A 23,282-nucleotide genomic window follows, 5' to 3' on the forward strand; every position below is an offset into this window, starting at 1 on the left:
GCCGCAAACAAACACTGCTAACATGGTGCTTGCAATTGCTAGCACCCCGATCTATCGTTGTAACTACAACGCCAGAAGGTGAGTGATGGCCGACCGTCCCGAGGTTTTCGCCCAGCGCGCCGACGATCCGGCAGCGTCTGCCGGCGCCGGCGACAAGGCAGCCCGCGTGGTCAACGCGGCGCAGGACATCGGAGGATTCATCAGGGCGCAGCGGGAAGCCGCGCAGGTTTCGTTGCGTCAGCTCGCCCAGCTGGCGGGGGTGAGCAACCCGTATCTCAGCCAGATCGAGCGCGGGTTGCGTAATCCCTCCGCCGAAGTGCTGACGCAGATCGCCAAGGCGCTGCGGGTTTCTTCGGAGGTGTTGTATGTGCGCGCCGGCTACCTCGAGCAGCGGCCGCACAGTCCCGTCCGGGACGCCGTGCTCGCCGATTCCGCGATCAGCGAGCGGCAGAAACAGGTGCTCCTGGATATATACGAATCGTTCCGCCGGGAGAACGGGCCGGAGGAAGCGATTCCCCGGGACAGCGTTGTTCCACAACCGACAACCGAAGCTCCACGCCAGGAGAACGATAAATGACCGAGAAGTACACCACTGCCAAGCCACTGTTCGCCACCGTCGGCGCCACGGACGCGGTTTACGCCGCGGTCGTGGACGCGGTGACCCAGGTGCGTGAGCGGGCGACCGATGTCAACGGCCGGGTCCGGGTCGAAGAGGCCCGTGAGCGGTTCGCCGCACTGCCTGCCGACGTGCAGACCCAGTTCGAGCAGATCCGTGCGCGGTTGTCCGAACTGCCCTCGGAGCTGCCGGAGGACCTGGCCGAGCTGCGCGAGAAGTTCACCAGCGAGGAACTGCGCAAGCTCGCCGAGCAGTACTACCGCCAGGTGCTCGACCTCTACGCGGATCTGGCGGTGCGCGGTGAGGAGACCGTCGAGCGGCTGCGCGCCAATCATCTGGTCGAGGAGCAGGTCGGCCGCGTGGAAACCCTGTACAAGGACGCCAGCAGCCGGGCCGAGGAGGTGCTCGGCCGGGTGAACGGGTTGATCGGCCGCGCCAGGACCGAATCGGAGCCGGCTGCCGAGTCGGCCGCTCCCCAGGCGTCGGAGGTGCTCGACGCCGAGGTGTTCGAGATCGCGCCCGAACCCGTGCCCGTGCCCGAGCCCGAGCCCACGCCGGCCCCGGAGCCGGTACCCGCCCCGCCGGTGAAGAAGGCGCCCGCCGCCAAGAAGGCTCCGGCCGCGAAAAAGGCCGCTCCGGCGAAGAAGGCCGCGCCGAAGAAGCCCTGACCTGGTAATTCCGGTGTAGCGCCCCCGTGCACGTGCAGTGCGCGGGGGCGCTGCTCTTATCATGGTGGGGTGGACAAGGTGTATGGCTTGACCGGGTTGATCATGGTCGCGCTGTGGCTGCTGGCGACAAGCGCGACTGTTTTCGCGCTCGTGCACGCTGTGCGCCAGCGCTCCGACGCGTTCACCGCGGTGGACAAACTGACCAAGCCCATCTGGCTGGGCATTCTCGGTGTCGCGATCCTGCTGATGCTGGTGAGCTGGCCCGGTCTGGGACTGCTGGCGTTCATCGCCATCATCGCGACCGGTATCTACCTGGCCGACGTGCGGCCGAAGGTGGACGAGGTCCAGCGCGGCCCGCGCTGGTAAAGCTGCACGAGACGCTCCGCGCCGGACCTCGCGGGCACCGCCTGTCCGGTCGGTGTGTGTGACCTGTCCCGATAATCTGCGTATCGGTCCCGGTCGGCACGGTGAGTTTTTCTCGAACCGCCGCCTCCATACTGGCGTGCTCTCACTCCAAGCGTTACTGTGTCAATCGGTAACACAAAGGAGTGTCTTGATGCGTGCGACGATGCCGAAGGCCCTCACCGCCCTCGCCCGACAGGTCGAGGGGCTGTTCGAGGTGCACCGTGCGGGGCTGCGCACCCGCGGCGGATACCGCAATCCCGCGTTGAATCCGCCCGGCGCCGAGCACCGGGTCATCGATGTGCGCACCGAGGACGGCGCCCGGCTGCGGGTGCACGCGTACGGGCCCGACGATGCCCGGCCGGTGGTGCTGATCCACGGCTGGACCTGCTGTCTCGAATACTGGAACCCGCAGATCAACGCGTTCGCGGGGCGGTACAAAGTGATCGCCTTCGACCTGCGCGGACACGGCGAGAGCGAATTCGGCGCACCGGACCAGCTCGACTGTCATCTGCTCGCCGACGATCTCTGCGCGGTACTCGACGCGGTGCTGCGGCCGGGGCAGCGGGCGGTGCTGGTCGGCCACAGCCTCGGCGCGATGACCGTGCAGGCCTGGGCCGGGAAGTATCCGCAGCGAGTGGTCGACCAGGCCGCGGCTGTCCTGCTGGCCAATACCGGACCGCATTCGCTGGTCGCCGAGACCACGGTGGTGCCGTTCTTCAACCGGCCGCTTCCGCTGCTGAACCGGGTGGTCCCGCTGCCGGCCTGGCTCGGTCGCAACGGGCTCGGTGCCCGCATCGTCTTCCCGCCGGTGGCCGCGGTGCGGTGGCTCTTCGCCCGGCAGATCATGAGTCTCGATGCGGATCCGGAGGCGATCGAGTTCGGGATGAACATCGTGCGCTCGTGCCGGTCCCGGATCCGTTCGAGATTCGGGCTGCTGCTCGCGGAGATGGACCTCGGGGACGCGGCACGTCAACTGGTGGTGCCGACCACGGTGGTCGCGGGTACGGCAGACGATATGACCCCGGCGGTGCACGCCGAACAGATCGCCGCCTGGCTACGGGAGACCGGCAGTCTCGCGCAGTTCGTTCTGCTGCCCACCGGACACCTGGGCAATGTGGAGGAGATCGACCGGTTCAACGCGATCCTCGATCAGGTCCTGACCGCGGTGCCCGAACCGGCCGAAGCCGCCGGCTGAGCCGCCTCAGGAGAACACGACGGTGCGGCGTCCGTGGACCAGCACCCGGCTCTCCAGGTGCCAGCGCAGGCCGCGGGCCAGCACCACTCGCTCGATATCACGTCCCTCGCGGACCATATCGGTCACGCTGTCGGCATGGTCGACGCGGATGACGTCCTGTTCGATGATCGGGCCCGCGTCGAGTTCGGCGGTCACGTAGTGGCAGGTCGCCCCGATGAGTTTGACGCCGCGGACGAAGGCCTGGTGGTACGGGCGGGCGCCGACGAACGAGGGCAGGAAACTGTGATGGATATTGATGGCCCGGCCCGCCCAGTGTTCGCACAACCGCTCGGGTAGGACCTGCATGAACCGCGCCAGCACGACCGCGTCGGGGGAATGGGAGTCCACGAGTTCGCGGACTTGCTCGAAGGCCGGTCCGCGCTCGGCCGGGTCCTTGGGGAACGGCACATGGTGGAACGGGATGCCGTGCGCCTCGGTGATCGCCGCGAGATCGAGGTGGTTGCCGATAACGGCCTCGATGGTGGCCGGAAGTTCGCCGGAGGTCGCGCGGCCGAGCAGGTCGTGCAGGCAGTGCCCCTCCTTGCTCACCAGCAGCACCGCGCGGCGGCGCACGCCCGAATCGTGGACCTGCCATTCGGTCTCCGGGCCGAGATCGGCGGCGACCCGTTCGAAGCGGCTGCGCAGCTCGTCCACCCCGAACGGCACGGTCGAGGCCTTGATGGACTGTCTGGTGAAGAACCAGCCGGTCTCCGGGTCGGAGTGGTAGCCGGCCTCCACGATGGAGCCCCCGAATTCGGCGATGAACGAGGTGATGGCGGCGATGATGCCGGGGCGGTCGGGACAGCCCAGGGTCAGTACATATTGCCGGCCGTTGGGGGTGGCAGCTGCGGAAACCATGAGGTCATCCTGACAGGGGGCCGGCCGGCCGGACAGTGCGACTCCGTGGCCGGGGCGGCCGGGGCCCGCCCTGTCGGGGCGGCCGGGCGTGGTCACAGATCGTAGAAGGGTTCGGCATAACGGAATTCGCCGATTATCTGGGAGTCGTAGGCGCTCAGCGGCCGGATCTGGAAGTGGCTCGCCCATTCGGGCCGGTCGGGAGCCAGACCCAGCCGCTCGGCCGGCTGGAAGCCGAATCTGGGGTAGTAGTCGAGACTGCCGAGCAGACCGACGAGTGGTTCGTCCAGCGCGTCCGCGGCACCGAGCACGGCGTGCATCAGCGCCGAGCCCACGCCACGGCTCTGGAGGTCGGGAAGAACTCCGATGGGGCCCAGCGCCAGGACAGGGAACGGCCCCACCGTGGCTCGGGTGACGCAGACGTGCCCGACGACGGTCTCGCGATCGATCGCGACCATGGACAGGGTGGGGATCCACCCCGGGTCGGTGCGCAGGCGGGCGAGTAGCGCGACCTCCGGCGGCGCCTCGACCGGGGCGGCGCCGGCCGCGGGACCATCCGCCGCGTAGTGCGGGGCAAAGGCGCTACGGTGCACGGCTGCGACAGCATCGGCGTCGACGGCTCGTTCGCGGCGGATCAGCAACATCGTCCTCTCATCGGAAGGCGATACGAGTGTGCGCGAGGAGCCCGAGGCGCGCAACGGAATTCGCCCGCGGTGTGCCAGACTTTCGTCCCATGGCCGATTCCAAGTCGCTGACCAGGTCCGAGGTGGCCGCCATGATCGACCACACGCTGCTCGCCCCGGAGGCGACGAGCGCGGATGTTACCGCTGCGGTGGCGCAGGCACGGGAACTCGGCGTGTACGCGGTGTGCGTTTCGCCGTCTGTGCTGCCGATACAGGCTCCGGGCCTGGTGGTGGCGACCGTCGCGGGATTCCCCTCCGGGAAGCATCATTCGCTGGTGAAAGGGGCGGAAGCCCGGCTCGCGGTGGATCAGGGCGCGGGCGAGGTCGACATGGTCATCGATATCGGCGCGGCGGTCGCGGGCGACTTCGACGCGATACTCGCCGATATCATCGTGGTGCGCGAGGCGATTTCGGAGCGCGCGTTGTTGAAGGTGATCATCGAATCCGCCGCGCTGTCGGACGAGGCGATCGTCGAGGTGTGTCGCACGGCCGAACGGGCGGGCGCCGATTTCGTGAAGACCTCCACCGGTTTCCATCCCGCCGGCGGCGCCGACATACGTGCGGTGCGGTTGATGGCCGAGACCGTCGGGGGCCGGTTGGGAATCAAGGCGAGCGGGGGCATCCGTACCGCCGAAGCGGCCGCCGAGTTGATCGCCGCGGGTGCCACCCGGCTGGGGCTCTCCCGATCCCGGGACGTGCTCGACGGGTTCCCCGACTGACGGTCCGCGGCGCTCAGCAGCTCGCATTGCCTTCGGCGGCGGGCAGTTCGGTGGGGCCGCCCCGCAGATCCACCTGGATACCGTCGGCGGTGACGCGCAGGTCGGTCGGCTGTAGGCCCATCGGGTAGGTCTGCAGGCTCTCGGTCATCAGGTCCACCACGCCCTGGGCCAGGTCGTCGGGTACTCCGATGCCGAGGAACTGGGCCTGGGACACGTCGATATCGACTTTGCCGTCCTGGATCCGCGGGGTGAGCTGCATGGCCCCGAAACCGCCGAGGACCTTCATGGTGAGTTGCCCGGTGTCAGGATCGGACTGCACATCGCTGACCAGGCCCTTCAGCGTCCGGGAGATCCCGGAGTTGCTCCAGGTGACGTCGGCGTTCGAACTCCCGACCGAGCTGCCGCTGTTACTCCCCTCGGCCATCTCGATATCGTGGAACTGGGCGTGGACCTGCATATCGACGGCCGGGCCGAATTCGTCGCCCACGCTGTCGACGTCCATCCGCGAGACCTTCCCGTCCAGCCAGGTGACGAGTAGGGGTTTCGCGCCGAAGCCGACATCGATCTGCGATCCCATCTCTTTTTCGAACTGCGAACTGATACAGCTCGCGATTCGGTGTCGCGCATAGGCCTCGCCCCCGATGAGCGCCGCCACCACGAGCACGATCACGGTGAGTACGGCGATCACGACGGTCCGGCGGCCGACCTTCGGTGCAGGCAGGGACTTGGTGGACATGGCTGAGATTCTTCACGATGATTCTGTGCCGGCTCTGTGGACCGGTTATGGGCTGGTGGTGAAGGTTGCGACGTCAGCGCGGGTTACCGTCCTGAATTTGTGATACGAGTCACATGGACCCCTTCGCCTGTCCGGCGGGTGCGACCACCGGCCACGGGACGCTCAGCACATTGTCGCGCAGCCGACGGCGGAAATCGTGCACCGGGAAGCCCTGCGCTCGCAGCAGGTCCGCCGCCGCGCGCCAGCGCACCCGTGGTCCGAAGACGGCCAGCGGCGCGGTATGCGCCCACGCCCGGTCGGCCGCGCCGAGCAGGGTGTGCACCCGTTCACCGGGCACATTGCGGTGGATCAGTGCTTTCGGGAGGCGTTCGGCGAGATCGGAGGGGCGTTCGACGGCGAACGGATCCCACGCCAAGGTCAAGGAGCGCGGGCCCGAGCGGTCCAGCACCACCCAGGCGCAGCGGCGGCCGAGTTCGTCACAGGTCCCCTCCACCAGGAGACCGCCCGGTGCCAGACCGTCCAACACGGTCTCCCAGGCGTGCGTGACCGCGGACTCCGGATACTGGCGCAGGACATTGAAGGCGCGGACCAGGACCGGGCGCAATCCGGCCAATTCGAACCCGCCCCTGGCGAAAACGACGCCGTCGCGGGCGGGGACGACCCGGGCGGGATCGATCTCCAATCCGACCACCCGCACATCGGGGCGAACCGTGCGCAACCGCGCGGCCAGTTCCAGCGTCGTCCACGGCTGCGCCCCGTAACCGAGATCCACCACCAGCGGATCGGCGGCACCCCGCAGCACCTCGGAAATACGTGGATCTCCGATCAGCTGACGGTCACTGCGGCGAAGCCGATTGATCCCGGTCGTGCCCCTGGTGACGGTGCCGAGCGGAACGCTCAGCCGGCCGGCTTCTGCTCGTCCAGCCACTTCTGGGTCACTTCGGCCTCGGCGCGGAACAGATCCACCAGGTTCACCAGCATGAGCTGCTCGAGCCGGGGCCCGACCATCGGAATGAACACTTTCGCCTCCGAGGACATCCGCATGGTGCACCCGGTGTCGGTGGGGAACAGGCGGGTGGTGCCGGTGAGACTGCCGGGCCCGGCCGGGATGGACGCCGAATACCGGCCCTCGACCTCCGGCCCGAACGGTCCGAAGCTCTCCTTGCGGGTGATGACCATATCCTTGCGCATCACCGACTGCGCGATCTCCGGCAGCGTCTCGCGCGGCAGGATGTGGTGCAGCACCACCTCGATACCGTCCTCGTTCGCCTCGAGACTGATGACCTCGTTCGGCGAGTACTTCCGCATCTCGACCATCCGGGCCTCCCAGTAATCCCGGTTGGTCAGCGCCGCGTACAGCTCTTTGGTGGTGTGCAGCGGGTAGCGGGCGGAGTAGTCCAGTCGGCGAGCCATGCGCGGTAGGTTACCGTCCGGGCCGCCCGGTCCAGTGGGAGGCCGGGTTGCCCCGCTCGACCGGGACAGCGGAAGCGGACTGCGGGCCGCTACGGTTGTCCGGCGATCCAGGTATTGGTGAACTCGGTCTCTTCGGCGAGCAGTTCGGTGAGCCGTTCCCCGATGGCCTCCTCGATCTTGCGGCCGAACAGTGGAACCTTCACCTCGATCGTTCCAGAGATCTCGGCGACCGCGCCGGTGGGTTCGTCGGTGACGGTGATGGAACCGCGCACCTCCGCCGGAGCGCCCTCGACCCGCGCCTCGAAACTGCCGGTGGTGCCGGTCCACAGCTCGGTGCGGGGAATGATCAGGTCGCCGGGGCGTACGGCGGTGATGGCGGGCGGCAGCAGTTCAGCGGGGATGGACTGGACGACCTCGACCCGCACCTGCTCACCCTCGACGGACAGCGAGACGAACTGGGCATTGGGCCCGCCCACCGCGGCGATCCGGTCCTTCCAGTATTGCTCGGTGCAGAATGCCTCGCGCACCGCCGCGACCGGATGAGAGTAGCGAGCCGTATACGCCAGCGCTGTAGCCATGACCGAACACGCTACCGTCTGGTCGTGCGAACTTCTCGGGCTGTCCCTGCGGACGAACTGCGGCAGATGCTGGCCGGAACGGGCGCGCTCGTGCGGTCCGCGGTACCGCTGGCGGAGCTGACCACGCTGCGCGTCGGCGGGCCGGCCACGGTCGCCGAATGCGTCACCACCGAGTCGCTGGTGGCGACCGTGCGCGCACTGGACGCGGCCGAGGTACCGGTGCTGCTTGTTGCCGGCGGTTCGAACCTGCTGGTCTCCGACGCGGATGTGGCGTCGGTGGTGGTCCGTGTCGCCACCGAAGGGGTCGAATTCGGGGCCGACGGCGTCACAGCGGAGGCGGGCGCGAACTGGGACGGTGTGGTGGCCGCGAGTGTGCGGGCCGGGTTCGGCGGGCTGGAGTGCCTGTCCGGGATCCCCGGGTCGGCGGGAGCCACTCCGGTGCAGAACGTGGGCGCCTACGGCGTCGAGGTCGATCGGCTGCTGCGCCGAGTACAGCTACTGGATCGGGCCACCGGAGAGATCGACTGGGTGACCCCGGACACTCTCGCCTTCGGCTACCGGACCAGCCGGTTGAAACACAGCGATGCGGCGGTGGTGCTGGCGGTGGAGTTCGCGCTGCGCCCCGACGGTGCGAGCGCGCCCCTGCGCTACAAGGAACTCGCACAGCGGCTGGGCGTCGCGGAAGGGGAGACCCGGCCGGCTGCCGCCGTCCGCGAAACCGTACTCGGGCTGCGGGCGGGCAAGGGAATGGTCCTCGATCCCGCCGACCACGACACCTGGAGCGCCGGCTCCTTCTTCACCAATCCGGTGGTGCCCGACGCCGAGGTGGACCGGGTCCTGGCCGCCATCCGCGACCGGCTCGGCGATGTGCCGGTGCCCACCTATCCGGGAGGGGGCGGGGTGAAACTCTCCGCGGGCTGGCTGATCGAACGAGCCGGCTTCGCCAAGGGCTTCCCGGGACCGGACGCGCCTGCGCGACTGTCCACCAAACACACTCTCGCACTGACCAACCGCGGTGACGCCACGGCTGCCGATATCGTCGCACTCGCCCGGACGGTCCGCGACGGGGTGGCCGAGCGGTTCGGTGTCGTTCTGGTACCGGAACCGGTCACGGTGGGGGTGGAGCCGTAGCCGACGCCGGTACGTGCCCGCGTTGGTGAGTACTACGGACACCTGCCGGGCAGGCTCATGAGCGCGGTGGGAAGCCCGTCGGGCGTCGCTGCTTTGCTGTGACCTGGCGAAACAGTGACACACCGTGCGGCAAGGGACACGCCGTACGAATCTGACTTCGTTACCGATTCGTGTCAATGTCGCGGCATGGTCGGATCACGGCACGAGGCGATGCACCGCATCTTCCAGCACGACCCCGGGGTGTTCGCCCGTGCGTTCCACGAATTGAAACTGCCCTTCGCCACACCCGAACAGGTCGAGCTGCTCCCCACGGATCTCACCGAAATTCGCCCCATCGAACGGCGAGTCGACACGCTGTTGCGCGTCACCACCGAAGAGGGCCCGTTTCTGCTGATCGTTGAAGCCCAGACCAGCAAGGATCCCGGAAAAGCCGACGCCTGGGCCTATTACGCCACCTATCTGCGGATCATGTACCAGCTGCCGGTCTATCTGTTGGTGGTATGTCGTGATGAAGCTGTCGCGACATGGGCGCGGAACCCGGTTCCCAACGGTGCGCCGCGATGGCCCACAGTCACCGTGAAGCCACTGGTTCTCGGACCGGGCAATGTTCCGGTGATCACCGACCCCGCCGAGGCCGCGGCGGATATTCCGCTGACCGCATTGTCGGCGATAACGCACGCCGCCGACCCGCGTATCAATGCCATACTGAAGGCGCTGGCCACCGCACTGCGCGGAGAGGACGCCGATGATCTCGCGATCTTCGGTGAACTGACCGAACTCGGCCTCGGCAATACCCCGGCCGCAGACATCTGGAGACAACTGATGACCGTGGACCTGTCCTTCTTCCGTTCCCCTACCGCTGAGAGGCTTCGCGCCGAAGGGCGTTCCGAGGGGCGTTCCGAGGGGCGTTCCGAGGGTATCGCCGGCAGCATCCTGCGTGTCTTGGAGCGTCGCGGCCTGGAGGTCGACGACGAGGCACAACAGCGAATCCGGACCTGTGCGGATGTCGAGGTTCTGCAGTGCTGGCTCGATCGTGCGGTGTTGGCCGAGACAGTGGACGACCTCTTCGCCTGATCGGACGCGCGAGTGCCGGGCCCGCGCGATGTTTGCACCTGCCATCCCGCGGGGTGCGCGCGGCACGGGTAGCAGAGCCGCAGCGGTTTCCCGACGCGAGTCGGCCCAGGCCCTCTGGGGAAGCGGGTAGTCGCTCAGGTGCGGCGGGCGAAGCGGCCCGGGTCGGCCTGGTCGCGGGGTTTGACGATGATCTGGTCCAGGTTGACGTGCGGGGGGCGGCTCGCGGCGAAGGCCACGATCTCGGCGATGTCCTGGGCGACCAGCGGGTCGATGCCCTGGTAGACCGCGGCCGCGCGGTCGGTGTCGCCGTCGAAGCGGACCAGGGAGAATTCGGTCTCCACCGCGCCGGGGGCGATCTCGGTGAGCCGGACCGGTTGCCCGAGGAGTTCGCCGCGCAGCGTCCGGTGCAGGACGGCCTGGGCGTGTTTGGCCGAGGTGTAGCCGGACCCGTTGTCGTAGGCGTGGAATGCGGCGACCGAGGTGATGGTGACGATGAGACCGTCGCCGGAGGCGATCAGCTTCGGCAGCAGCGCCTTGGTCATCCGCAGGGTGCCGAGGACGTTGGTTTCCCACATCCAGCGCCAGTCGTCGAGGTCGGCCTCGGCGACCGTGGCCAGGCCTTTGGCGCCGCCGGCATTGTTGACCAGGACGTTCGCGGTCTCGATCGCGTCGGTGAAGGCGCGGACCGATTCGTCGGAGGTGACATCGAGTTCCAGTGCGGTACCGCCGATCTCGTCGGCCAGCACCCGCAGCCGGTCGACCCGGCGGGCACCCACGTACACGTGGTACCCCTGTTTCGCGAGTTCCCGGGCGGTGGCTTCGCCGATACCCGAGCTGGCCCCGGTGACAACAGCGGTGCGAGTGCTCATGGCCCCGATCCTATGATGCGCTCATGGCTATACGGGAAGCGCGCAGTGCGGACGGGACCGGCATCGTCTATCGGACGGGTGGGTCCGCGCAGGCCCGGCCGCTGGTGCTGGTGCACGGCTGGTCGGCGGATCTGCGCTGCTGGGGGCGGGTGTTCGATGATTTCGCCGCCGATTTCCGGGTGGTAGCGGTCGATCTGCGGGGGCACGGGTATTCGGAGGCCCCGCTCTCCGGTTACGACGATTCGAAGAACTGGGCCGCCGATATCGCCGCGGTCCTGGCCGCCGAGTCGATCGAATCCGGCGCGCTGCTGCTGGGATGGTCCTACGGCGGGATCGTGATCAGTGACTATCTCGCCGAGTACGGCACCGGCGCGGTCGCCGGGGTCGTCTATACCGGGGCGATGGCCAATATCGGCCGTGGGGTGCCGGGCGCGGAGGTCGGGGAATCGATGCAGCAGGCGATCCCCGGGGTGTTCGAGGAGAGCCCGGGTCGCGCGGTGCGCGGATTCTCTGCGTTCGGGAACGCCAATACCGGGCCGGGCGCGGACAAGGGGCCGGACGCGCAGCGGCTGTTCGGTGCGAGCCTGGCGACCCCACCGTTCGTGCGCAAGGCGCTGTTCTACCGATCGGTGGACAATACGGAGACCCTGCGCGCCCTCGACGTCCCCGTACTGGTGCTGCACGGTTCGGCGGATCCGGTGGTGCCGGTGGCCGACGGCCGCTATATCGCCGAGACCGCGCCGCTGGGCCGGGCCTCGATCTGGGAGGGCGCACAGCACGGGCTGTTCATCGAGGATCCGGCGCGCTTCTCGAACGAGGTCCGCAAGTTCGCCGCGGACTGCGAGCAGAAGTCCTGATTGTCCGTGACGAGTGCTTTTGCCGGTTCGTCCGGCTCGGTTCCCGGTTTCGGCGACGGCACGCCGGAGCTCGCGGAGGGTGCCGAACCCGCCAGGTGTGATCACTTTCACGACCGGGGAAGGACGGGCCGGGCTGCCGCGTTGCACCGTGCAGTATGGACATCGTGAGTCAACGCCCGGACCGACGGCCGAACCGTATCGCCGTACTGACGGTGCACACCTCACCACTGGCACAGCCCGGTACGGGCGATGCGGGCGGGATGAACGTCTACGTCCTCCAGACCGCCCTCCAGCTGGCCCGGCGGGGGACCGAAGTCGAGATCTTCACCCGGGCGACCTCCTCCGATCTGCCGCCGGTACAGGAAGCCGCGCCAGGGGTCCTGGTGCGGAATGTGGTGGCCGGACCGTTCGAGGGCCTGGACAAACACGATCTGCCGACCCAGCTGTGTCCCTTCACCGCCGAGGTGCTGCGGCAGGAAGCGCGGCATCTGCCCGGTTACTACGATCTGGTGCATTCGCACTACTGGCTGTCGGGGCAGGTGGGCTGGCTCGCTCGGGACCGGTGGCGGGTACCGCTCGTGCACACCGCGCATACGCTGGCGGCGGTGAAGAACGCCGCCCTCGCCGAGGGCGATTCTCCCGAGCCGGCCACCCGGGAGATCGGGGAGAAGCAGGTCATCGCGGAGGCCGACCGGCTCACCGCCAACACCGCGCGGGAAGCACGGGACCTGGTGGAGCTGTACGGGGCGTTGCCCGACCGGATCGATATCGTGCCGCCGGGGGCGGACCTGACGCGGTACCGACCGGGCGACCGGGCGGCGGCCCGCGCCGAGCTCGGCCTGGCGGGCCACGAGGAGATCGTCGCGTTCGTGGGTCGGATCCAACCGTTGAAGGCGCCCGATGTGCTGGTGCGGGCGGTCGCCGAGGCCCTGCGGCGGCGCCCGGGCCGGCCGCTGCGTGCCCTGATCGTCGGGGGTCCCTCGGGTACCGGGCTGGAGCGTCCGGACGCACTGATCGAACTGGCCGCCGAACTCGGGGTCGCCGACCATGTCACCTTCCTGCCGCCGCAGCCGCCCGACCGGCTGGTGCAGGTGTACCGGGCCGCCGACCTGGTCGCCGTGCCGAGCTACAACGAATCCTTCGGGCTGGTCGCACTCGAGGCGCAGGCGAGCGGGACCCCGGTGCTGGCGGCCGCGGTCGGTGGTTTGGGCACCGCGGTCCGGCATGAGCACAGTGGTCTGCTGGTGGCCGGGCACCGCACCCCCGATTGGGCCGGTGCGCTGGAACACCTGCTCGACGACCCGCAGCGGTTGCGCCTGCTGGGCGCGCAGGCCGTCACGCACGCGGCGGCTTTCTCCTGGGCGCATACCGCCGAGAAGCTTCTGGACAGCTATACCGCCGCATTGACCGGCTCCGGGCGCGCTCCGGCTATCCTCGGCGAGAGCCAGGCCAGATCGCGGGCGCTGTGGCGGCGCCGGACGGGAGTGCGCAGATGAGCCAGACATCGGCCACCGCGCGGGTAATCGAGGAAACACTGCGGGACCGCGAGATCGAATACACCCGCCCCGGAGACGATGTCTTCGTCGCTGTGCTGCCGGGCGAGCGGAAATTGAAGACCAATGTGATGCTGACCGTCGGCGCGCACGGCGTGCGTTTCGAATCATTCGTGTGCCGTAAACCGGACGAGAACTTCGAAGGCGTCTACAAGTACCTGCTGCGCCGCAACCGGCGGCTCTACGGTGTGGCCTACACGATCGACAAGCTGGGCGATATCTATCTGGTCGGCCGGGCCGCCACACACGCGGTGAACGCCGAGGAACTGGATCGGATCTTCGGCCAGATCCTCGAGGCCGTGGACGGGGATTTCAACACGCTGCTCGAACTGGGTTTCGCCGAATCCATTCGCAAGGAATGGAAGTGGCGGGTCTCGCGCGGCGAATCACTGAACAATCTGCGTGCCTTCGAGCATCTGGTCGAGTCGGCCGACCCGAACTGACCCCGTACTCAGCGGGTACCGATGCGGTCGATCAGGCCGAGCAGTTCGGTGTGCCGGTGCCGGAGGTCGTCGAGTCCGACTGTCCAGTGCGGACAATTCGGTCCGCATAATGGGTTCGGTACACGGTCTGAACTCGACCGGACCGGGAATGAATCGACCGGTTGCGCGGTAGGAGACCATATGGAACTGAACGCATCCGCTCGCGCTCTGATCGGTGCCGGGGCCGAGGCTACGCTGGTCACCCTCAACCCCGACGGAAGCCCACAGGTCAGCGTGGTGTGGATGGCTCTGCAGAAGGGCCCGGACCTGGCGAGAACGCTGTTGGGGCCCGGCGCGGCCTTTCCGCCACCGGACGCGCCGCCCGGCTTCCTCACTCGGATCCGGATCGACAAGGTGGGTGGGATCGGTCCCTGGGCTTCCTGATCGGCGACCGCGTACGCACCCGGCCGCGATATCGCCGGTCGCGGTCGCGAATGGGTCACAATCGGCTTCTGCAGATCGGATCTTCGGGAGGCGCGGTGGCGGTTCTGGCACTGGATATCGGGGCGACGAAATTCGCCGCCGGGCTGGTGGACGATATGGGCCGCGTCGGGTCGGTGCGGCGGGTGCCGGTGCCGGCCGAGGAGGTGTGGCCGGCCTGCGGCGGATTGCTCCATGAGGTCGCCGGCGGGGCCGTGGTGACAGCGGTGGGGATCGGATCGGCGGGCCCGGTGGATGTCGCGGCCGGTGTCACGCGAGCACTCAATATTCCCGAGTGGCGCGACGGGTTCGCGATCGTGGCGGCGGTCGCCGAGCAGTTTCCCGGCGCTACGGTGCGTTTCGCTCTCGACGGGGCGTGTCTGGCGTTGGCCGAACAGCATTCGGGTGCCCTGCGCGGATTGCGGAACGGGCTGGCGATGACCGTATCGTCGGGGATCGGGGGCGGCATCCTGGTCGATGGCCGGGTATCGGTCGGGCGCACCGGCAATGCCGGGCATATCGGTCATCTCGTGGTCCCCGGATGGGATGTGCCGTGCGCGTGCGGCGGTTACGGGTGCCTGGAAGCGGTGGCGAGCGGAATGTCGTCGGCGCGGTGGGCGCGGGAGCAGGGCTGGACCGGCGAGACCGGCGCGGAACTCGCGCGCGACGCCCGGACCGGCGATGCGGTCGCGCGGGCCGCATTGGCGCGGGCCGGTACCGCGCTGGGTACGGCGATCAGCTCCGCGGCCGCGCTGCTGGATGTGGACACGGTCGTGGTCGGTGGTGGTTTCGCGGATTCGGGGGAACTGCTGTGGGCACCGCTGCGTGCCGCGGCCGCGCGGCACGCGGGCCTGGATTTCATCCGTCGGTTACGGGTGGAACCGTCCCGGCTCGCCGAGGGCGCGACACTGCGCGGCGCCGCCGTACTCGCGGCCGGTTTGTCCGGGTCCGCGTAGCAGGCGGTGGGCCGAGGGCGGGCCCCGAGGGGTTCGCGCAGCCGGTACCGGGCCATGGCAGGATGGCCCGCATGACGAACACCCTCGTTTTGCTGCGCCACGGCGAGAGCGAATGGAATGCCCTGAACCTGTTCACCGGCTGGGTGGACGTGCATCTCACCGACAAGGGCATCGCCGAGGGCAAACGGGCCGGTGAACTGCTCGCCGAGCACGGAATCGCGCCCGATATCGTCTACACCTCGCTGCTGCGCCGCGCGATCTCGACCGCGAATATCGCCCTGGACGCCGCCGACCGGCACTGGATCCCGGTGGTGCGGGACTGGCGCCTCAACGAACGCCACTACGGCGCGCTCCAGGGAAAGAACAAGGCCCAGATCCGCGACGAGTACGGCGAGGACCAGTTCATGCTGTGGCGGCGCAGCTACGACACCCCGCCGCCGCCGATCGAACTCGACGACGAGTACAGCCAGGCGGGCGATCCGCGCTACGCCGATATCGAGGTCCCGCGCACCGAATGCCTGCTCGATGTGGTGAAGCGGATGGTCCCGTACTGGGAGTCGACCATTTCGCGAGAACTGCGTGGCGGGAAGACGGTGCTGGTCGCGGCACACGGTAATTCGTTGCGCGCGCTGGTCAAACATCTCGACGGGATATCCGACGAGGATATCGCCGGATTGAACATTCCCACCGGTATTCCGCTGCGCTACGAATTGGACGACGACCTGCGTCCGGTACGGCCCCGGGAATATCTCGATCCCGAAGCCGCCGCCGCCGGCGCGGCCGCCGTCGCGAGCCAGGGCGGCAAGTAGTCCGAGTCACGGCGCCGCGACCCGAAACGGGTTGCGGCGCTTTTCCGTAGGAGGGGTGGGTGTTCTCGGGGTATCGGCGAATTCTGTGACCGGAACCCGAAAGCATCGACTCTTTTTGTGCCACACCACGACCCGGTTCGGAATTGGCGGGAAAGGCCCGTTGCCGGCCGGGCCGATTCTCATTACCCGCCGGTAACGCTGTGTAAGCTCTCGAACGTCCCATCAGTCCGAGAGATGGATCACGACCGATGAAGTTTGTGATACGAGCCACTGTGGCAATAGCCGCCATGGCGCTGCTGGCACCGCTGCTCGGCGGCAGTGCCGGTGCCGCGCCGGCGGTCTCCGGTCCCGACGGGGGAGCGGCGGGGGCGCAGTGGGCGGCGACCCACGACGGGCCGCATCAGTATCCCGGTATCAACATCACCTGGGATGTGCCGATCACCATGAGCGACGGCACGGTCCTGAAGGCGAATGTGTATCGCCCCGCCGACGCGGCCTTCCGGCCGATCGACACCCGGATGCCCGTACTCGTCAATATGACGCCCTATACGAAACTGGTGTCCAACCTGGTCGACCATATGGGGTCGGTACCCGGTCTGTCCGACTCGCTGGCACAGCTGGCCCGGGATATCGATATGACCGGCACCCCACTGTCCGGGCTCACCGATCTGACCAAGGCGCTCGGTGGCGGGGCCATGCGCAATTTCGCCGTGGACCGCCAGTTGGTGAAGAGCGGCTACGTCCAGGTGGTGGTGGACGTCCGCGGGACCGGGTTCTCCCAGGGTGTCTGGGATATGTTGCGGCAGCGTGAGCAGGCCGACACGGTCGAGGTCATCGACTGGGCGTCGCGCCAGCAGTGGTCGGACGGACAGGTCGGTATGACCGGCATGTCGTATTCCGGGATCAATCAGTTGCAGGCCGCCGAGAAACACCCGGCCGCATTGAAGGCACTGTTCCCCGTGGTGCCCGGCAGTGATCTGTCGCAGGACGTGCTCATGCCCGGCGGCGGCTTCGGCTTCGCGTTCATCCCGCTGTGGATGTCACTGATCAACGCGACCAAATGGGTGCCGGATATCCAGTCGATGGCCAACGGCACCTTCGACCAGCAGTGGCTGCGGGACCGGCTGTCCTCGCCGTTCACCTATCTGGATGTATTCCTCAACGCCTACACCACGCCGCGGGTCGAGGATCTCGATCCACGCTTGCAGGAAATGATCCGGGGTAACAGTCCCGACCGGCAGGCCTGGCTGGGCGATCCGGCGCAGATCGACGTGCCCACCTTCGTGACCGGGGGCTGGCACGATCTGTTCACCTATTCCGAGTCCCAGATCTACAACGCGATGCCGGTGCCGCCGGGGCAGAAGCAGCTGCTCATGGGCGATACCTATCACATCAACTCGGGCAGCGAATCGGGCCGACCCGGGCTGCCACCGCGCCTGGACGTACTGCAGCGCGCCTGGTTCGACAAATGGCTGAAGGGCATCGACAACGGGATCGATCAGTACGGTCCGGTCACCCTGCGGCAGCAGGGCGGCGGCTGGGTGACCCGGGACGGGTTCGGGGCGAGCGCGCCCGCGGATCAGGCGGCGGAGTACCGGCGAATGTATCTGGCGGCCGCGCCCAGCGGTACCGGCGGGCACAGCGTGCACGACGGTTCGCTGGCAACGGTGGCCGACAGTACCGCCCGGTTGACCGTGGCGCCGGGCCTCACCGGGCTGTGCTCCAACGACGGCGGACAGGCGACCGCGGGGGTGGTCGCGGTGATCAACGCCTGTGGCGCGGACTCCCGGATCCAGGAGTCGAACGGGTTGACCTTCACCAGTACGCCGGTGACCGAAGCGGTGGAGATTTCCGGTCCCATCGCTGTGCACCTGCAGACGGTGCACGACGCGGCCGACGGCTACTGGTCGGTGACGGTCAACGATGTGGCGCCCGACGGGCAGTCCCGGGTGCTGTCCTCGGGGCAGCTGATGGCTTCGCTGCGGGAAATCGACGATTCCCTGAGCAGCCGGTCGGCCAACGGCGATTACACCGACCCCCGGCCGTACACCACGATCGAGAACCGCCGGCTCACGGTTCCCGGGGAGGTGACCACACTCGATATCGCGGTGCCCGCGATCGAAGCGAAGCTGGAACCGGGGCATCGGCTGCGGGTGGATGTCTACGCGGGCAACGCGCCCAAGGGGGTGCCGCCGCTGCCGATGCTCCTCGATACCGGATTCAAGCCCCAGCACCTACAGCTCGACCCCGCCCGGCCGAGCTTCGTGAACCTGCCGGTGCGGGGTGACCCCGGTTGGTGAACGGCCGCCGGTAGCGCACCCGGCACGAACCCCGTTGCGTCCCAGACGCAATGGGGTTCGTCGGTGTTTCCGGGCCGGGGAACACGCCCGGGGACATCGAAACCCCTCCGCCGCCGAACAATGCGTAAACGCCCGGCGAACGATGACGTAATCGCCCGTGACCTGCACGAAACTTCTCCGACCCCGGGTTTGTTCATGCGTCGCCGACCGTACGATTCTTCATGTGAGCGTTCCCCAGGCCGTACTGCTGGCAGTCCTGGCGGCTGTTGTCGGACTGGCCGTCGGTGGACTCGTCATCCCCTATATGAACGCGCGGCAGGCGCAGCGCCGGCAAGCCGACTCCGGACTCACCATGTCGCAGGTTCTCGACCTCATCGTGCTCGCCTCGGAAAGCGGTATCGCGGTGGTCGACGAGTATCGCGATGTCGTACTGGTCAACCCGCGCGCCGAAGAACTCGGCCTGGTCCGTAACCGGCTGCTCGACGAGCGGGCGTGGGTGGCGGTGGAGAAGGTCCTGGCGACCGGCGAAACGGCGGAGTTCGATCTCACGGCGGATAAACCGACGCCCGGCCGGGGCCGGATCGCGGTCCGCGGCCTCGCCCGGCCGCTGTCCCCGGAGGAGACCAGCTTCACGGTGCTCTTCGCCGACGACGATTCCGAACAGGCCCGGATGGAGGCGACCCGCCGCGATTTCGTCGCCAATGTGAGCCATGAGTTGAAGACCCCGGTGGGGGCGATGAGTCTGCTGGCCGAGGCACTGCTGGAGACCGCGGACGATCCCGACGCGGTCCGGCATTTCGGTCAACGCGTGCTGGCCGAATCCAGCCGACTCGGGAAGATGGTCACCGAACTGATCGCGCTGTCGCGGCTACAGGGGGCCGAGAAACTCCCCGAGCTCGAGGTCGTCGACGTCGACACGGTGGTCAACCAGGCGGTGGACCGGTCGCGGACCGCGGCCGAGGCCGCCGGGATCACGGTCAGCACCGACCGGCCCAGTGGGCTCGAGGTGCTCGGCGACGAAACGCTGCTCATCACCGCACTGTCCAACCTGGTCGAGAACGCCATCGCCTACTCACCGCGCGGCTCCCATGTCTCGGTGAGCCGGTCTATCCGCGGCTCCTACGTGGCCATGGCGGTGACCGACCGCGGCATCGGTATCGCCAAGGACGACCAGGAGCGGGTCTTCGAACGCTTCTTCCGTTCCGACAAGGCGCGCTCGCGCGCCACCGGCGGTACCGGACTCGGCCTGGCCATCGTGAAACACGTGGCCGCCAACCACAACGGTGAGATCACCCTGTGGAGCAAACTCGGCACCGGCTCGACATTCACGCTGCGCATACCCGCGCATCAGGAGACCGACGGCACCGCCGCCGGTCCGCCCGTGCCGACCAAAAGAGAAACCAGCCCGCGCCCCTCGGGTCCGGGCCGAACGAACGGTGTGGAGGCACGCAGATGACCAGTGTGTTGATCGTCGAGGACGAGGAGTCGCTGGCCGATCCACTCGCCTTCTTGCTGCGCAAAGAAGGTTTCGAGGTCACGGTCGTGGGGGACGGTCCCTCGGCGCTCGCCGAGTTCGATCGCTCCGGTGCCGATATCGTCCTGCTCGACCTGATGCTGCCCGGGATGAGCGGGACCGATGTCTGCAAACAGTTGCGCACCCGCAGTGGGGTACCGGTCATCATGGTGACCGCGCGCGACAGCGAGATCGACAAGGTGGTGGGACTCGAACTCGGCGCCGACGACTACGTCACCAAGCCCTACTCGGCACGGGAGCTGATCGCCCGTATCCGGGCGGTGCTGCGCCGCGGCGCCGGTGACGAACTGGACTCCGGCAGCGAGAACGGGGTCCTGGAGGCGGGTCCGGTGCGCATGGACGTGGACCGGCACACAGTGCTGGTGAACGGCAAACCGGTGACCCTGCCGCTGAAAGAGTTCGACCTGCTCGAATATCTGCTCCGCAATTCGGGCCGGGTGCTGACGCGCGGTCAGCTCATCGACCGGGTGTGGGGCGCGGACTATGTGGGCGATACCAAAACCCTCGATGTACACGTGAAACGGCTGCGGTCCAAGATCGAGGCCGATCCGGCTCGGCCCGAACATCTGGTCACCGTGCGCGGTCTGGGATACAAACTCGAGGCCTGACCGGATGGTCCCACGTCCCGGGCCGCCGGCGCGTTCGGATCACCGAGGGGTACGAACTCGGCGGTTCGGTCGCTGAACTGATGCGGGTCGGGCGGCCGCGCTGCCGGCCGCCGCGCAGGCGAGGCCGGTGATCAACAGCGCCGCCGTGCCGGCCGGCCATCGTGCGCAGGGGCCGCGCGCCTCCCTGTGCTCGGCGCTATCGCAGGTCGAGACCGATTATCCGGGTGGGGCGGGCCGGTTGCCCGCGCTCTCTGGCCCGGGCCTTGCGCCGCGCCTTGGTGGTGGCGGGATGCTCCGCGCCCACCCCGGACCCCGTTCTGCTCTGCAACTGCCGGGCGAGTTCCTGGTAGGCGGGCTTGCCGATCAGCTCGATCAGTTCGGCGCGGTAGGTCTGCCAGACCGGCCGTTCCCCGATATGGGCATCGGGCGATCCGGAGCAGTACCAGTCCAGGTCCACCCCGCCCGGGCCCCAGCCGCGCCGGTCGTACTCGGTGATCACCGTCCGCAGGATCTGTACGCCGTCGGGCCGGTCCACCCATTCCTGGGTCCGGCGGATGGGTAGCTGCCAGCACACGTCCGGCTTCACGGTATGCGGTTCCAGGCCCCGGCGCGCGGCCATGACGTGCAGCGCGCACCCCGGGCCGCCGGCGAAATCCGGGCGGTTCTGGAATATGCAGGCACCATCGACCCGGCGGGTGCGCAGGGCGGGCTCACCGTCGAGTTCGTCGGTTTCCAGATACTTCTTGCGGGTGATCTTGCCGTCTTCGTTGCGCGCCTCGTCCATCAGCTGCCAGTCCTCGGCGGTCAGCATCTTCACCCCCCGGCGCAGCCGCTTGCGATCGTCGGAGTCGGACAGGAACGCGCCGTGCGTGCAGCACCCGGCGTCCGGCATCTCGGCCAGGATGCCCTGGCAGGCGGGGGTGCCGAAAACGCAGGTCCAATGAGAGGTCAGCCAGGTGAGGTCGGCCGCGATCAGATGTTCGTCGTCGGCGGGGTCCACGAACTCGAGCCACTCGCGCGGGAAGTCGAGTGGTACTTCCCGGCTCGGCCGCATCTTCGGCATCGGAAGGTCGGTCGGAGCGGGGACGGAGTCGTTCGCGGCAGCGTCTGACGTCACAACCCTCAACGCTAACACCACAACCGGGTCGCCTGGCGTTCAGGTTCACCAAGTAACGTGTTCGTGTGCGTCTAGGTGTCCTCGATGTCGGAAGCAACACCGTTCACCTGCTGGTGGTGGACGCGCATCGGGGTGGCCATCCCATGCCGATGAGCTCTACGAAGGAGTCGTTGCGGCTGTCGGAGAACATGGACGACGGCGGTCGGATCACCGCGGCGGGCGCCCAGAAACTGGTGGACACGGTGGCCGATCTGGCGAGCCTGGCCGCGACGTCGGGATGTGCGGAACTGATGCCGTTCGCGACGTCGGCGGTACGCGAGGCGACCAATTCCGACGAGGTCCTGGGCCGCGTGCGCGCGGAGACCGGGGTGGATCTGCGGGTGCTGGCCGGGGTGGACGAGGCCCGGTTGACCTTCCTGGCGGTGCGCCGCTGGTACGGCTGGAGCGCGGGCCGGATCATCAACCTCGATATCGGCGGCGGCTCCCTGGAGGTGAGCAACGGCGTGGACGAGGAACCGGAGGTCGCGCTGTCGCTGCAGCTGGGGGCCGGTCGGCTGACCCGCGCCTGGTTACCCGAGGACCCGCCGAGCAAACGGCGCATCGGTATCCTCCGCGATTGGCTCGCCGCCGAGATGGTGGATCCGGCCAAACAGCTCATGGAAGCGGGAAAGCCCGATCTGGCGGTGGGCACGTCCAAAACCTTCCGTTCGCTGGCCAGGCTCACCGGCGCGGCGCCCTCCGGCGCCGGCCCCCGGGTCCGCCGGACGCTGACCAGTTCGGGCCTGCGCCAGCTGATCGCGTTCATCTCCCGGATGACCGCATCAGATCGCGCCGAACTGGAAGGTGTCAGCGCCGACCGGTCCCGGCAATTGGTGGCGGGAGCGCTCGTGGCCGAGGCCGCCATGCGCGCGCTTTCCCTGGATACGCTGGAAATTTGTCCGTGGGCGCTGCGCGAAGGGCTGATCCTGCGCAAACTGGATACCGATATGGATGGTGGACCACTGACAACCAACGCACCGAACGCGGCCGCCGGTAACGGTTCGACGCCCGGCGGCAAGACGTCGGCGGGCCCGATCGAAACGGTGCCTTCATGAGCAGGAACTCCAATCAACTGTCGGTAGCCGAACTGCTGGCCCGCAACGGGGCGCAGCCCGCCTCCGGCGGCGGCCGGCGGCGGCGCGGCGGGCGCGGACTCTCGGTCGACGACCTGTCCGGTGACCTGCCGGCCGTCGAACGCAACGGTTCGGCCCATGCGGCTCCCGACGAGGCCGACGAGGAGTACCCCGCCACCGACGCGGGAGATCCGGCCGGTGGCGGCTTCGGTGTCCAGGACTACGCGGGCGAGCAGGTTGGGTACGCCGGAGCCGACCCGAACAACTCGCCGATGTCGGGCCCGATCACCGTCTACAACCCGCTGGAGCCGTATTCGCCGGGTCCTGCCGGGGACGGCGCTCCCGCGCGGCTGGGCGATCCGGAATCCTATGCCGGCGACCGGGAGCATTTCCCGCCCGCGGACGAGGCGCCGCGTCGCGGTGGTCGTCGGCGCCGCGCGGAACCGGACGATGATTTCGCCGCTTTCGCCGACGACCCGGCCGCCGGGGCCCAGCCGAATCAGCCCTGGGATACCGGTCCGCCGACGCCGGGAGGTGGGCGGGCCGCGCGCCG

Annotated in this window: 25 protein-coding genes and 1 pseudogene; 18 read left to right on the forward strand and 8 right to left on the reverse strand. The window is 68.3% G+C overall.

Annotated elements, in window-relative coordinates; all coding sequences use genetic code 11:
* The first annotated feature begins 85 nt into the window (after positions 1 to 85).
* From NS4_RS15735 to NS4_RS15750, 4 genes are all read left to right on the forward strand, one after another.
* Positions 86 to 577 (forward strand): helix-turn-helix domain-containing protein, encoded by a 492-nt coding sequence (locus NS4_RS15735; RefSeq protein ID WP_063060294.1) that lies wholly within the window; start codon positions 86 to 88, stop codon positions 575 to 577.
* On the forward strand, positions 574 to 1,284 hold the full coding sequence (locus NS4_RS15740) for a hypothetical protein (protein WP_063060295.1): 711 nt from the start codon (positions 574 to 576) through the stop codon (positions 1,282 to 1,284). Before NS4_RS15735 ends, NS4_RS15740 begins: the two co-directional genes overlap by 4 nt.
* Before the next feature lie 69 nt (positions 1,285 to 1,353).
* Positions 1,354 to 1,650, forward strand: a complete 297-nt coding sequence (locus NS4_RS15745; RefSeq protein WP_039826991.1) for a DUF2516 family protein — start codon at positions 1,354 to 1,356, stop codon at positions 1,648 to 1,650.
* 190 nt (positions 1,651 to 1,840) lie between these two features.
* Positions 1,841 to 2,884 (forward strand): alpha/beta fold hydrolase, encoded by a 1,044-nt coding sequence (locus NS4_RS15750; protein ID WP_063060296.1) that lies wholly within the window; start codon positions 1,841 to 1,843, stop codon positions 2,882 to 2,884.
* A gap of 6 nt (positions 2,885 to 2,890) precedes the next feature.
* On the opposite strand, the gene purU is transcribed toward NS4_RS15750, so the two are convergent.
* Both purU and NS4_RS15760 read right to left on the reverse strand, forming a co-directional pair.
* The gene (gene purU / locus NS4_RS15755; protein WP_063060297.1) at positions 2,891 to 3,781 is read right to left on the reverse strand and encodes a formyltetrahydrofolate deformylase; all 891 of its coding nucleotides are present in this window, start codon (positions 3,779 to 3,781) and stop codon (positions 2,891 to 2,893) included.
* Between the two features lie 92 nt (positions 3,782 to 3,873).
* Entirely contained in the window at positions 3,874 to 4,419 is a 546-nt protein-coding gene (locus tag NS4_RS15760; protein ID WP_063060312.1) for a GNAT family N-acetyltransferase, read from the reverse strand.
* 92 nt (positions 4,420 to 4,511) lie between these two features.
* On the opposite strand from NS4_RS15760, the gene deoC reads away from it, so the two are divergent.
* Entirely contained in the window at positions 4,512 to 5,180 is a 669-nt protein-coding gene (deoC, locus tag NS4_RS15765) for a deoxyribose-phosphate aldolase (RefSeq protein ID WP_063060298.1), read from the forward strand.
* A gap of 13 nt (positions 5,181 to 5,193) precedes the next feature.
* On the opposite strand, the gene NS4_RS15770 is transcribed toward deoC, so the two are convergent.
* The 4 genes from NS4_RS15770 to NS4_RS15785 form a co-directional block, all read right to left on the reverse strand.
* The gene (locus NS4_RS15770; protein ID WP_063060299.1) at positions 5,194 to 5,916 is read right to left on the reverse strand and encodes an LmeA family phospholipid-binding protein; all 723 of its coding nucleotides are present in this window, start codon (positions 5,914 to 5,916) and stop codon (positions 5,194 to 5,196) included.
* Between the two features lie 109 nt (positions 5,917 to 6,025).
* Positions 6,026 to 6,844, reverse strand: coding sequence for an SAM-dependent methyltransferase (locus NS4_RS15775; RefSeq protein ID WP_084487340.1), 819 nt, complete (start codon positions 6,842 to 6,844; stop codon positions 6,026 to 6,028).
* Positions 6,814 to 7,329 carry a DUF2505 domain-containing protein gene (locus NS4_RS15780; RefSeq protein WP_063060300.1) on the reverse strand — a complete coding sequence of 172 codons (516 nt, stop codon included), beginning with the start codon at positions 7,327 to 7,329 and terminating at the stop codon, positions 6,814 to 6,816. The genes NS4_RS15775 and NS4_RS15780 overlap by 31 nt, the downstream gene beginning before the upstream one ends.
* 89 nt (positions 7,330 to 7,418) lie before the next feature.
* Entirely contained in the window at positions 7,419 to 7,907 is a 489-nt protein-coding gene (locus tag NS4_RS15785; RefSeq protein WP_063060301.1) for a DUF2505 domain-containing protein, read from the reverse strand.
* 66 nt (positions 7,908 to 7,973) lie between these two features.
* Here NS4_RS15785 and NS4_RS15790 point away from each other — a divergent pair, with 66 nt between their 5' ends.
* A complete protein-coding gene (locus NS4_RS15790) occupies positions 7,974 to 9,038 on the forward strand; it encodes a UDP-N-acetylmuramate dehydrogenase (protein ID WP_063060302.1) in 1,065 nt (354 codons plus the stop codon).
* Positions 9,039 to 9,224: 186 nt separating this feature from the next.
* The gene (locus NS4_RS15795) at positions 9,225 to 10,112 is read left to right on the forward strand and encodes an RpnC/YadD family protein (RefSeq protein WP_063060303.1); all 888 of its coding nucleotides are present in this window, start codon (positions 9,225 to 9,227) and stop codon (positions 10,110 to 10,112) included.
* Between the two features lie 134 nt (positions 10,113 to 10,246).
* On the opposite strand, the gene NS4_RS15800 is transcribed toward NS4_RS15795, so the two are convergent.
* Positions 10,247 to 10,981 (reverse strand): SDR family NAD(P)-dependent oxidoreductase, encoded by a 735-nt coding sequence (locus NS4_RS15800; protein ID WP_063060304.1) that lies wholly within the window; start codon positions 10,979 to 10,981, stop codon positions 10,247 to 10,249.
* Between the two features lie 23 nt (positions 10,982 to 11,004).
* On the opposite strand from NS4_RS15800, the gene NS4_RS15805 reads away from it, so the two are divergent.
* The 9 genes from NS4_RS15805 to NS4_RS15845 all read left to right on the forward strand — a co-directional run bounded on the left by NS4_RS15805 (position 11,005) and on the right by NS4_RS15845 (position 20,500).
* Complete coding sequence (locus NS4_RS15805) at positions 11,005 to 11,838, forward strand: alpha/beta fold hydrolase (RefSeq protein WP_063060305.1); 834 nt, start codon at positions 11,005 to 11,007, stop codon at positions 11,836 to 11,838.
* A gap of 155 nt (positions 11,839 to 11,993) precedes the next feature.
* Positions 11,994 to 13,334 carry a D-inositol-3-phosphate glycosyltransferase gene (gene mshA / locus NS4_RS15810; RefSeq protein ID WP_174552100.1) on the forward strand — a complete coding sequence of 447 codons (1,341 nt, stop codon included), beginning with the start codon at positions 11,994 to 11,996 and terminating at the stop codon, positions 13,332 to 13,334.
* Complete coding sequence (locus NS4_RS15815) at positions 13,331 to 13,834, forward strand: type III secretion system chaperone family protein (protein ID WP_063060315.1); 504 nt, start codon at positions 13,331 to 13,333, stop codon at positions 13,832 to 13,834. The genes mshA and NS4_RS15815 overlap by 4 nt, the downstream gene beginning before the upstream one ends.
* A 180-nt stretch (positions 13,835 to 14,014) precedes the next feature.
* The gene (locus NS4_RS15820; protein ID WP_063060306.1) at positions 14,015 to 14,257 is read left to right on the forward strand and encodes a pyridoxamine 5'-phosphate oxidase family protein; all 243 of its coding nucleotides are present in this window, start codon (positions 14,015 to 14,017) and stop codon (positions 14,255 to 14,257) included.
* A gap of 95 nt (positions 14,258 to 14,352) precedes the next feature.
* Positions 14,353 to 15,249, forward strand: a complete 897-nt coding sequence (locus NS4_RS15825) for an ROK family protein (protein WP_157106072.1) — start codon at positions 14,353 to 14,355, stop codon at positions 15,247 to 15,249.
* A 71-nt stretch (positions 15,250 to 15,320) separates the two neighbouring features.
* Positions 15,321 to 16,058, forward strand: a complete 738-nt coding sequence (locus NS4_RS15830; RefSeq protein WP_063060308.1) for a phosphoglyceromutase — start codon at positions 15,321 to 15,323, stop codon at positions 16,056 to 16,058.
* 248 nt (positions 16,059 to 16,306) lie between these two features.
* A complete protein-coding gene (locus NS4_RS15835) occupies positions 16,307 to 18,358 on the forward strand; it encodes a CocE/NonD family hydrolase (RefSeq protein WP_063060309.1) in 2,052 nt (683 codons plus the stop codon).
* Between the two features lie 223 nt (positions 18,359 to 18,581).
* Positions 18,582 to 19,814, forward strand: a complete 1,233-nt coding sequence (locus tag NS4_RS15840; protein ID WP_063060310.1) for a sensor histidine kinase — start codon at positions 18,582 to 18,584, stop codon at positions 19,812 to 19,814.
* Complete coding sequence (locus NS4_RS15845; protein WP_039826973.1) at positions 19,811 to 20,500, forward strand: response regulator; 690 nt, start codon at positions 19,811 to 19,813, stop codon at positions 20,498 to 20,500. The genes NS4_RS15840 and NS4_RS15845 overlap by 4 nt, the downstream gene beginning before the upstream one ends.
* A gap of 196 nt (positions 20,501 to 20,696) precedes the next feature.
* Here NS4_RS15845 and NS4_RS15850 read toward each other — a convergent pair whose 3' ends face one another.
* Positions 20,697 to 21,554, reverse strand: coding sequence for a DUF3109 family protein (locus NS4_RS15850; RefSeq protein WP_157106074.1), 858 nt, complete (start codon positions 21,552 to 21,554; stop codon positions 20,697 to 20,699).
* 128 nt (positions 21,555 to 21,682) lie between these two features.
* Here NS4_RS15850 and NS4_RS15855 point away from each other — a divergent pair, with 128 nt between their 5' ends.
* Both NS4_RS15855 and NS4_RS15860 read left to right on the forward strand, forming a co-directional pair.
* A complete protein-coding gene (locus NS4_RS15855; RefSeq protein WP_084487342.1) occupies positions 21,683 to 22,711 on the forward strand; it encodes a Ppx/GppA family phosphatase in 1,029 nt (342 codons plus the stop codon).
* Positions 22,708 to 23,282 (forward strand): annotated as a pseudogene (locus NS4_RS15860) (hypothetical protein); the annotation flags it as partial. The gene NS4_RS15855 and the pseudogene NS4_RS15860, both read left to right, overlap by 4 nt.

It is taken from the genome of Nocardia sienata NBRC 100364, assembly GCF_001613205.1.
In the GTDB taxonomy this organism is placed as follows: domain Bacteria; phylum Actinomycetota; class Actinomycetes; order Mycobacteriales; family Mycobacteriaceae; genus Nocardia; species Nocardia sienata.

Coding starts and splice junctions, on each gene's coding strand:
- NS4_RS15735 (WP_063060294.1), top strand. CDS start 86: ATGGCCGACCGTCCCGAGGTTTTCGCCCAGCGCGCCGACGATCCGGCA.
- NS4_RS15740 (WP_063060295.1), top strand. CDS start 574: ATGACCGAGAAGTACACCACTGCCAAGCCACTGTTCGCCACCGTCGGC.
- NS4_RS15750 (WP_063060296.1), top strand. CDS start 1,841: ATGCGTGCGACGATGCCGAAGGCCCTCACCGCCCTCGCCCGACAGGTC.
- purU (WP_063060297.1), bottom strand. CDS start 3,781: ATGGTTTCCGCAGCTGCCACCCCCAACGGCCGGCAATATGTACTGACC.
- deoC (WP_063060298.1), top strand. CDS start 4,512: ATGGCCGATTCCAAGTCGCTGACCAGGTCCGAGGTGGCCGCCATGATC.
- NS4_RS15770 (WP_063060299.1), bottom strand. CDS start 5,916: ATGTCCACCAAGTCCCTGCCTGCACCGAAGGTCGGCCGCCGGACCGTC.
- NS4_RS15780 (WP_063060300.1), bottom strand. CDS start 7,329: ATGGCTCGCCGACTGGACTACTCCGCCCGCTACCCGCTGCACACCACC.
- NS4_RS15785 (WP_063060301.1), bottom strand. CDS start 7,907: ATGGCTACAGCGCTGGCGTATACGGCTCGCTACTCTCATCCGGTCGCG.
- NS4_RS15790 (WP_063060302.1), top strand. CDS start 7,974: ATGCTGGCCGGAACGGGCGCGCTCGTGCGGTCCGCGGTACCGCTGGCG.
- NS4_RS15795 (WP_063060303.1), top strand. CDS start 9,225: ATGGTCGGATCACGGCACGAGGCGATGCACCGCATCTTCCAGCACGAC.
- NS4_RS15800 (WP_063060304.1), bottom strand. CDS start 10,981: ATGAGCACTCGCACCGCTGTTGTCACCGGGGCCAGCTCGGGTATCGGC.
- NS4_RS15805 (WP_063060305.1), top strand. CDS start 11,005: ATGGCTATACGGGAAGCGCGCAGTGCGGACGGGACCGGCATCGTCTAT.
- mshA (WP_174552100.1), top strand. CDS start 11,994: ATGGACATCGTGAGTCAACGCCCGGACCGACGGCCGAACCGTATCGCC.
- NS4_RS15815 (WP_063060315.1), top strand. CDS start 13,331: ATGAGCCAGACATCGGCCACCGCGCGGGTAATCGAGGAAACACTGCGG.
- NS4_RS15820 (WP_063060306.1), top strand. CDS start 14,015: ATGGAACTGAACGCATCCGCTCGCGCTCTGATCGGTGCCGGGGCCGAG.
- NS4_RS15830 (WP_063060308.1), top strand. CDS start 15,321: ATGACGAACACCCTCGTTTTGCTGCGCCACGGCGAGAGCGAATGGAAT.
- NS4_RS15835 (WP_063060309.1), top strand. CDS start 16,307: ATGAAGTTTGTGATACGAGCCACTGTGGCAATAGCCGCCATGGCGCTG.
- NS4_RS15845 (WP_039826973.1), top strand. CDS start 19,811: ATGACCAGTGTGTTGATCGTCGAGGACGAGGAGTCGCTGGCCGATCCA.
- NS4_RS15850 (WP_157106074.1), bottom strand. CDS start 21,554: ATGCGGCCGAGCCGGGAAGTACCACTCGACTTCCCGCGCGAGTGGCTC.